Below are 7034 nucleotides of genomic sequence, written 5' to 3'. Positions count from 1 at the left end.
TAAAAACACGCAGGCCGTCTGAAAAAACGGCAGGTTTTCAGACGGCCTTCAATATATATCATGCAAAACATCATTTATTTATACGACCCTTTGTGCGGTTGGTGCTACGGTGCGTCCGCCGGTTTGGCCAAACTCGCCGCCGATCCGCAAAATCATATCCGCCTGCAAGCCACCGGTCTGTTTAGCCGCAGCAACCGCGTGATGGATGCGGAGTTTGCCGGATATGCTTGGGCAAACGACCAACGTATCGCGCAGCTGACGGGTCTTGAATTCAGCGAAGCCTACCGCAGGCACGTTTTGGAAACGCCGGGTGCGTTTGACTCGTGGTATTTGGTGCAGGGCATGACCGCCGTTGCCCAAACCGCGCCCGAACGCCAATTGGAAATGCTGGAAAAATTTCAGACGGCCCGCTATGTTGACGGCAGGCAAAACGCCGGGAAGGACACGGTGGCCGCCATCCTGACCGAAAACGGGTTGGCCGAAGCCGCCGCTTTATTGGATACGCCTGATTTGACTGCCGCTGCCGAACGGGAAATCCAAGCCGGCCAAGCGTTGATGCGGCAACACGGCTTGCGCGGCGTACCGGGTTTGCTGGTGCGTGAAACGGACGGCGGTACTTGGCGCGTTGAAGACAGCGGTGTACTATTCGCCTGATTGATTTCAATGTCATGCTGACGCTTTGCGCGGCATGGGTAAAGCGGGCGGGTGCTTTCGACAGCTGTAGCCGCTTGCGAAACCTGCTGCGGCGTTGGCTCGCACGGCTCAAATTTTCTTTGACCATGTTTTTAAACACAATAACATAGAAAGATCCGACATCATGATGAAAAAATCCTTACTCGTTCTGGCTTCCGCTCTGGCCTTGGCTGCCTGTGCGCCGGCAAAAACCGAAACCGCCGCCCCTGCGGCCGCTTCGTCCGCTCAGGCGCAGAGCCAAACCGAACGCAATAAAGCCAATGTATTGGCGTTTTACGATTTGGCGTTTAACCAGCACAAAGTCAAAGAGGCCACGGAGCAGTACGTCGGCGCGGAATACCTGCAGCATAATCCGGGCGTAGCCGACGGCGGCCAAGCCTTTATCGATGCGTTCGCACCGTTTTTGAAAGAACACCCCGGTTCCCGCGCCGAAGTGAAACGCGTGGCGGCCGACGGCGATTTGGTGTGGCTGCACGTGCACAGCCAAATGGATGAAAAAGACCGCGGCGAAGCCGTAGTCGATATTTTCCGCCTCGATGAAAACGGCAAAATCGTCGAACATTGGGATGTCATCCAAGCCGTACCGGAAAAAACCGTCAGCGGCCGCGGTATGTTCTAAAAATACCGCATAAGCATAAAAAAAGCCGTCTGAAAACTGCGCGTTTTCAGACGGCTTTTTTTATGCCCGGCGTAGGACAAAACCCGAAGCTAATCCGGAAGCGCGTTGCTGTCTGCCGCCTCGCGTTCCGTACAAACCGCATGGCGGGGCACTTTGTCCAGCTGCCAATGCGCCACCGCCCAATCCAGCAAATCGCGCGGGCGGGCGACCTCGGGCGCGGGCGGCAGGTTCAGATAGCCCATCACCTCGCGCAGCAGGGCTTCGCGGCGGAGCAAATCCAAAGCAGGCGCCAGCGTCTGCTTCGACCATTTCTGCCCCAGGCGGTTGGTCAGCAGCGGCAGGTGCGCGTATTGCGGCGTGGGCGCGCCCAAGCAGCGTTGCAGATAAATCTGGCGCGGCGTAGAAACCAGCAAATCCTGCCCGCGCACAATATGCGTGACCCCCTGCGCCGCATCGTCCGCCACCACCGCCAGCTGGTAAGCCCAGAAACCGTCTGCCCGCAGCAAAACAAAATCACCGATATCCCGCGCCAGATTTTGCGCGTATGCCCCGACAATGCCGTCTGAAAAACCCACGGTTTCATCGGGCACGCGCAAACGCCAGGCAGGCAGCTTGCCCGAAGCGGCAGGGCGGTCGGCCGGCACGCGGCAGCGTCCGTTGTACACAAAACCGTCCGTCCCCCGCGCCGCCGCAGCCTGCCAGTCTTTGCGGCTGCAATAGCAGGGATAGGCCGCCCCGCCGCTTTGCAGGCGCGCCAGCGTTGCGCGGTATAAATCATGACGGCGGCTTTGATACGCCACTTCCCCATCCCACTCGAAGCCGAACGCTTCCAAAGTATGCAGAATCGCATCCGCCGCCCCCGCCATCTCGCGCGGCGGATCCAAGTCTTCCATCCGCACCAGCCAGCGCCCGCCGTTGGCACGCGCATCGGCATAAGAAGCCAGCGCAGTCAGCAGCGAGCCGATATGCAGCAGGCCGGTGGGGCTGGGGGCGAAACGGCCGGTGTAGGGGGCGTGGTTCATTTATATACGGTAAAAATCGGATTAAATGGGAATTTTAAGATATTTTTTAGGGGATTTGAATGGAAGGCCGTCTGAAATCAGAGTTTTCAGACGGCCTTAATCGATATTGTTGGTGGCGGACCTGATTTGTGGTGTGGTGCGCCGCAATAGTGAAATGGCTAGGCGTTTGTCTGCAGAGTTGAGATTGATACTGCCTGGGGAAGCAGCCATTCGAGCAGAGTGCGGTTGACGACATGGGGCGTTTCAAACGGTGCCATATGTCCGGCTGACGGGAATACGGAAAGTTTTGCATGCGGTGCGATTTGCTGCATCTCCTGATGTTGCTCGACAGGGCTCCAGGTATCCAGTTCACCAGTGCCGAGCAGTAGCGGGCAGCGTATGGCGCGTAACACGGCGGCGGCATCGGGGCGATTGAGGAGGGCGCGGATTTGTTTGGCAAAATCATCATGCGTATGGCGCAATACCATCTCGGATAATGGCTCGACGATTTCAGGCTGCCGGTGGTGATGCCCGGCCAGCATCGGCAGCAGCCAGTGTGCAATCAAATGCGGCATACCGTATTGCTTGGCAGCTTGTACTAAGTCGGCACGTTTTTCGGTTTCTCCTTTTTTCAGCGGATGAACGCCGGTATCGAACAGAATCAGTTTTTCCACACGCTGCGGCGCCAGGCGGCAGATTTCGAGTGCTGCGCGTGCGCCCATGGAGTGTCCGGCCAAGACAAACGGCACGGAATCTTGCGCCAAAACATGTTCGGCCATGGCGGTTAAATCATCGAAACCCCGGAAGCTGAAGGTTTCAACATCAAAATAAGGTGCCAGCGCTGCCGCTTGGTGCTGCCAAACAGTGGCATCGCACAATAAGCCACATAATAAATAGATTTTGGGCTTCATGGGTTTCCTTTTGGTGAAAAAGCCGTCTGAAAATCAGCGCGCTGCCGAGTGTGGGCGGGCTGTTTCAGACGGCATGGAGCAGATTTTATCCTGCCGGTTTGAGCTGTTTCAGCTTCCATACAGCCGCAATCGCTAAGGCAAATACGGCGGCATTTAAGTAAAACAAGCTCACCGGCTGCCATCCGGCATCGAGCAAAAAGCCGATAATCATAGGCGAGACAATGCTGCCGGCACGTCCGAAAGTAATGGCCGTGCCCACGCCGCGGGCGCGGTTGGCGGATTCATAAAGCGTCGGGGCAACGGCATACAGCCCGGCTACCGAGCCGTTGGCAAAACTGCCGAGGAAAAAGGCCAGTGCCATGGCTAAGGTCAGTTGCGACAGGCTTTGCGCAAAGGATAAGGTCAAAAGCGCGGTTAACAGCAGGAAAACGGCGTGAACGGTTTTGATATTGAAGCGCGTCCCCAAAAAGCCGATAAAGATTGCGCCAAACATCGAGCCGATATTCATCCAGATGCCGACGCTGATGCCTTGTTCTGCCGTCATGCCCGCGCCGGTCAGCAGCTTGGGCGTCCAGCTCAAGATACAGTAAAACGCAAACATTACTAAAAAGAATGCTGCCCAAATCATCAGCGTCGGCATGGTGTTGCCTTGACCGAACAGGCTACCGAAGCCCGAAGAGGTCTGCAAGGTGTGTTGCGGCTTGGGCGGCAGGCTTTCCATACGCGGTAAAGCCAGTTTGGCAGTCAGTTTTTGCGCTTTACCCAAGGCGCCTTTGGGTTGCTGCGATAGCAGAAACTCCAATGATTCGGGCAAACACAGCCAAACCACGAAAATAAAGGCAGTAGAGAGCAGGCCGCCGAACAGGAATACCGACTGCCAGCCATAGGCTTCAATCAGATACATCGATACCAAGCCACCGCCGGTTGCGCCGATACCGTAACCGGCAGATTGCAGGCTGATGGTGAAGCTGCGCCATTTTGCGGAGGAGTATTCGCTGGTCAGTACATTGCTACTGGCCAAAATGCCGCCGATACCCACGCCTGTAATAAAGCGCAAAATGCCCAGCATCACAGCAGAAGTGCTGAAGCTACTCAGAATCATACCGGCCGATACCACCACGAGCGACAGTAAAATCACCGGCTTGCGGCCGAATTTATCTGCCTGCGGAGCCAATATCAGCGAGCCGGCGGCCATGCCGAACAGTCCTGAGCTGAGCAGCAAGCCGATTTGTGCGCCGGATAAACTCCATTCTTTGGCAACAGCCGAAGCAGTAAATGCCATCACCAATACATCGAAGCCGTCGATAATGTTCAAACAGATACAAATGGCAACCACCAACCATTGAAAAGCATTCATAGGCTTTTCATCAACTTGCCGTTTTAAAGTCATTGCATTCATGTTTTTCCTCCGAAGTGCGGTTTCGGTAGCGGATTCAACGGTTTGACCGAGCTGTCCGTTGTCAAAAAGATAATGGAAGCAGCGGTAAAAATCAATCTGGGAATATCAATTTAGTTGACAATAAAGAATCGCAAAAAATATTTGCCTTTGATTTGTATTGAAAATATCTATATGTTTTTATTTTATTTATTTTTTATCATTGTGATATTAAGACGGGTTTTACATTTTCTTAGTAGCAATCTTGTTGACAGTCTGTTGCTTGTTGATTAAATTTTTTCTACCACCTATGGTTTCAGGCAGCCTGAAACAGATACAGTCGTACACAACCAGCATGACACAAAGCGGCAGCAACGTATCATACTGATTGGAAATGACGATAACGATAAAACACCACACAGGAGGCAGAACATGACGACTACTTTTATCCGTAATGCCTGGTACGTTGCCGCACGCAGCGAAGAGGTTGGCGAGCAGCCTTTGGGACGCACTATTTGCAATGAGAAAATCGTTTTGTTCCGCAGCGGAGCAGGTGTTGCCGCCGTGGAAGACTTTTGTCCGCATCGTGGCGCCCCCCTGTCTTTGGGCTTTGTGCGGGACGGTAATCTGGTGTGCGGCTACCACGGATTGGAAATCGACTGCGCAGGCAAACCCCAATCCATGCCCATGCAGCGCGTACAAAGTTTTCCCTGCGTCCGCCCGTATGCCGTAGTGGAAAAATACGGCTTTATCTGGTTTTGGGCCGGTGAAAAAGAAACCGCAGACGAATCGCAGCTGCCTTATTTGGAATGGGCAGAAAGCGAGGAATGGGCATATGGCGGCGGCCTTTACCATATCCAAGCCGATTACCGTCTGATGATTGACAACCTGATGGATTTGACCCATGAAACCTATGTTCACGCCAGCAGCATCGGCCAAAAAGAAATTGACGAAGCACCATTAAAAACCACCGTCAACGGCGAAATCGTCACTTTGGAACGCAATATGGAAAATATCTACGCCCCGCCTTTCTGGCAAGCGTGTATGCGGTCCAAAGGTTTGGATGCCACACAACCGGTTGACCGCTGGCAACGCTGCCATTTTCATCTGCCGAGCAATGTTCATATCGAAGTCGGCGTTGCCGAGGCCGGACACGGCGGCTACCATGCGCCGGAGGAACGCAAAGTTTCCAGCATCGTCGTTGATTTCATCACCCCCGAAACTGAAACCTCGCATTGGTATTTCTGGGGCATGGCACGCCGCTTCAATGTGCAAGACGAGGAAACCACGCGCCAAATCCGCGACGGCCAAGGCAAAATATTCAGCGAAGATTTGGAAATGCTCGAGAAGCAGCAGCAAAACCTGCTCGATTACCCCGAGCGCCGCCTGTTGATGTTAAACATTGATTCCGGCGGCGTGCAGGCTCGGAAGCTCATCGACAAAAAAATCCAAGCCGAGCAGGCAGATGGAGGCTGATGATGAAAACACGCGTAACCGAAATCCGCAGTTGCGGCAGCAGGATTAAACTGCTAACCCTCGAGCCCGAAGACGGCAGCCGCCTGCCTGACTACACCGCCGGTGCACATATCGATCTGAAGCTCGGCAACGGCTTAATCCGCCAATATTCGCTTTGGCACTACCCGATGACCGATAACGCTTACCGCATTGCCGTCTTGCATGAAGAAACATCGCGCGGCGGATCGCAATATATACATGAGCATATCCGCATCGGTGACATACTGGATATCAATACGCCGCGCAACCTGTTTCCCCTGGCTGAAGGCAAACAGCGCGCCTTACTGTTTGCCGGCGGCATCGGCATTACGCCATTGATGGCCATGTTTGAAGCCCTGCTGCAGCAAGGTGTTGAAGTCAAACTGTATTACTTTTGCCGCAACGAAGCCGATATCCTTTTTGCCGAGCGCCTGCAACAGGCCGATGCGGCAGGTAAAGTCGAATTGATTCACCAAAGTCCGCGCCGTTCGCCCGAGTTGCTGTCAAGCCTGATTGAAGCACCTGCCGACGGCCTGCATCTTTACACCTGTGGCCCATTGGGTTTTATGGACGCCGTATTTCAGACGGCCTCGGCTAAAGGCTGGCCGTCTGAAAATCTGCATCGTGAGCTTTTTCAAGCGGCTCCTTTGGATGAGTCGGAAAACCGTCCGTTCCAAGTTCAAATCGCCAGTAATGGCGCACTTATCGATATTCCGGCTGATAAAAGCATCACGCAGGTCTTGGAAGAAGAAGGCTATTTTGTGCCGGTTTCCTGCGAAGAAGGTATTTGCGGCACCTGTCTGACCCATTTGGTTGACGGCGAAGTTCTGCATCGCGACCAATTCCTGACCGAGGAAGAACATGCCGAAGGGAAAGTATTCACCCCATGCTGCTCGCGTGCGCGTTCGGATGTTTTGGTATTGGATTTATGAAACGACTAT

Annotated in this window: 7 protein-coding genes; 4 read left to right on the top strand and 3 right to left on the bottom strand. The window is 54.1% G+C overall.

Features of this window, described 5'->3' with window-relative positions; genetic code table 11:
- The first annotated feature begins 60 nt into the window (after nt 1-60).
- Both BDE01S_RS06940 and BDE01S_RS06935 read left to right on the top strand, forming a co-directional pair.
- Complete coding sequence (locus tag BDE01S_RS06940; protein WP_066079261.1) at nt 61-654, top strand: DsbA family protein; 594 nt, start codon at nt 61-63, stop codon at nt 652-654.
- A gap of 163 nt (nt 655-817) precedes the next feature.
- Nucleotides 818-1312, top strand: a complete 495-nt coding sequence (locus BDE01S_RS06935) for a nuclear transport factor 2 family protein (RefSeq protein WP_245934308.1) — start codon at nt 818-820, stop codon at nt 1310-1312.
- 89 nt (nt 1313-1401) lie between these two features.
- Here the strand turns inward: BDE01S_RS06935 and gluQRS are convergent, their stop codons facing one another.
- From gluQRS to BDE01S_RS06920, 3 genes are all read right to left on the bottom strand, one after another.
- Nucleotides 1402-2334: a tRNA glutamyl-Q(34) synthetase GluQRS gene (gene gluQRS / locus BDE01S_RS06930; protein ID WP_066079258.1), complete on the bottom strand. Its 933-nt coding sequence runs from the start codon at nt 2332-2334 to the stop codon at nt 1402-1404.
- A gap of 158 nt (nt 2335-2492) precedes the next feature.
- Nucleotides 2493-3224, bottom strand: a complete 732-nt coding sequence (locus tag BDE01S_RS06925) for an alpha/beta fold hydrolase (RefSeq protein WP_066079256.1) — start codon at nt 3222-3224, stop codon at nt 2493-2495.
- An 85-nt stretch (nt 3225-3309) separates the two neighbouring features.
- Nucleotides 3310-4581, bottom strand: a complete 1272-nt coding sequence (locus tag BDE01S_RS06920) for an MFS transporter (RefSeq protein ID WP_245934307.1) — start codon at nt 4579-4581, stop codon at nt 3310-3312.
- A 450-nt stretch (nt 4582-5031) separates the two neighbouring features.
- On the opposite strand from BDE01S_RS06920, the gene BDE01S_RS06915 reads away from it, so the two are divergent.
- Both BDE01S_RS06915 and BDE01S_RS06910 read left to right on the top strand, forming a co-directional pair.
- The gene (locus BDE01S_RS06915) at nt 5032-6075 is read left to right on the top strand and encodes an aromatic ring-hydroxylating dioxygenase subunit alpha (protein WP_066079250.1); all 1044 of its coding nucleotides are present in this window, start codon (nt 5032-5034) and stop codon (nt 6073-6075) included.
- Nucleotides 6075-7025 (top strand): PDR/VanB family oxidoreductase, encoded by a 951-nt coding sequence (locus BDE01S_RS06910; RefSeq protein WP_082790441.1) that lies wholly within the window; start codon nt 6075-6077, stop codon nt 7023-7025. Before BDE01S_RS06915 ends, BDE01S_RS06910 begins: the two co-directional genes overlap by 1 nt.
- Nucleotides 7026-7034: the final 9 nt, after the last annotated feature.

The organism is Bergeriella denitrificans NBRC 102155, from assembly GCF_001592185.1.
GTDB lineage: Bacteria > Pseudomonadota > Gammaproteobacteria > Burkholderiales > Neisseriaceae > Neisseria > Neisseria denitrificans.
Note: the sequence above shows the minus strand (reverse complement) of the source record. Positions and strands in the feature narration are given on the sequence as shown.

Bases quoted from the DNA above. Each gene is read 5' to 3' on its own strand.
- BDE01S_RS06940 (WP_066079261.1), top strand. From the start codon at position 61: ATGCAAAACATCATTTATTTATACGACCCTTTGTGCGGTTGGTGCTAC.
- BDE01S_RS06935 (WP_245934308.1), top strand. From the start codon at position 818: ATGATGAAAAAATCCTTACTCGTTCTGGCTTCCGCTCTGGCCTTGGCT.
- gluQRS (WP_066079258.1), bottom strand. From the start codon at position 2,334: ATGAACCACGCCCCCTACACCGGCCGTTTCGCCCCCAGCCCCACCGGC.
- BDE01S_RS06925 (WP_066079256.1), bottom strand. From the start codon at position 3,224: ATGAAGCCCAAAATCTATTTATTATGTGGCTTATTGTGCGATGCCACT.
- BDE01S_RS06920 (WP_245934307.1), bottom strand. From the start codon at position 4,581: ATGAATGCTTTTCAATGGTTGGTGGTTGCCATTTGTATCTGTTTGAAC.
- BDE01S_RS06915 (WP_066079250.1), top strand. From the start codon at position 5,032: ATGACGACTACTTTTATCCGTAATGCCTGGTACGTTGCCGCACGCAGC.
- BDE01S_RS06910 (WP_082790441.1), top strand. From the start codon at position 6,075: ATGATGAAAACACGCGTAACCGAAATCCGCAGTTGCGGCAGCAGGATT.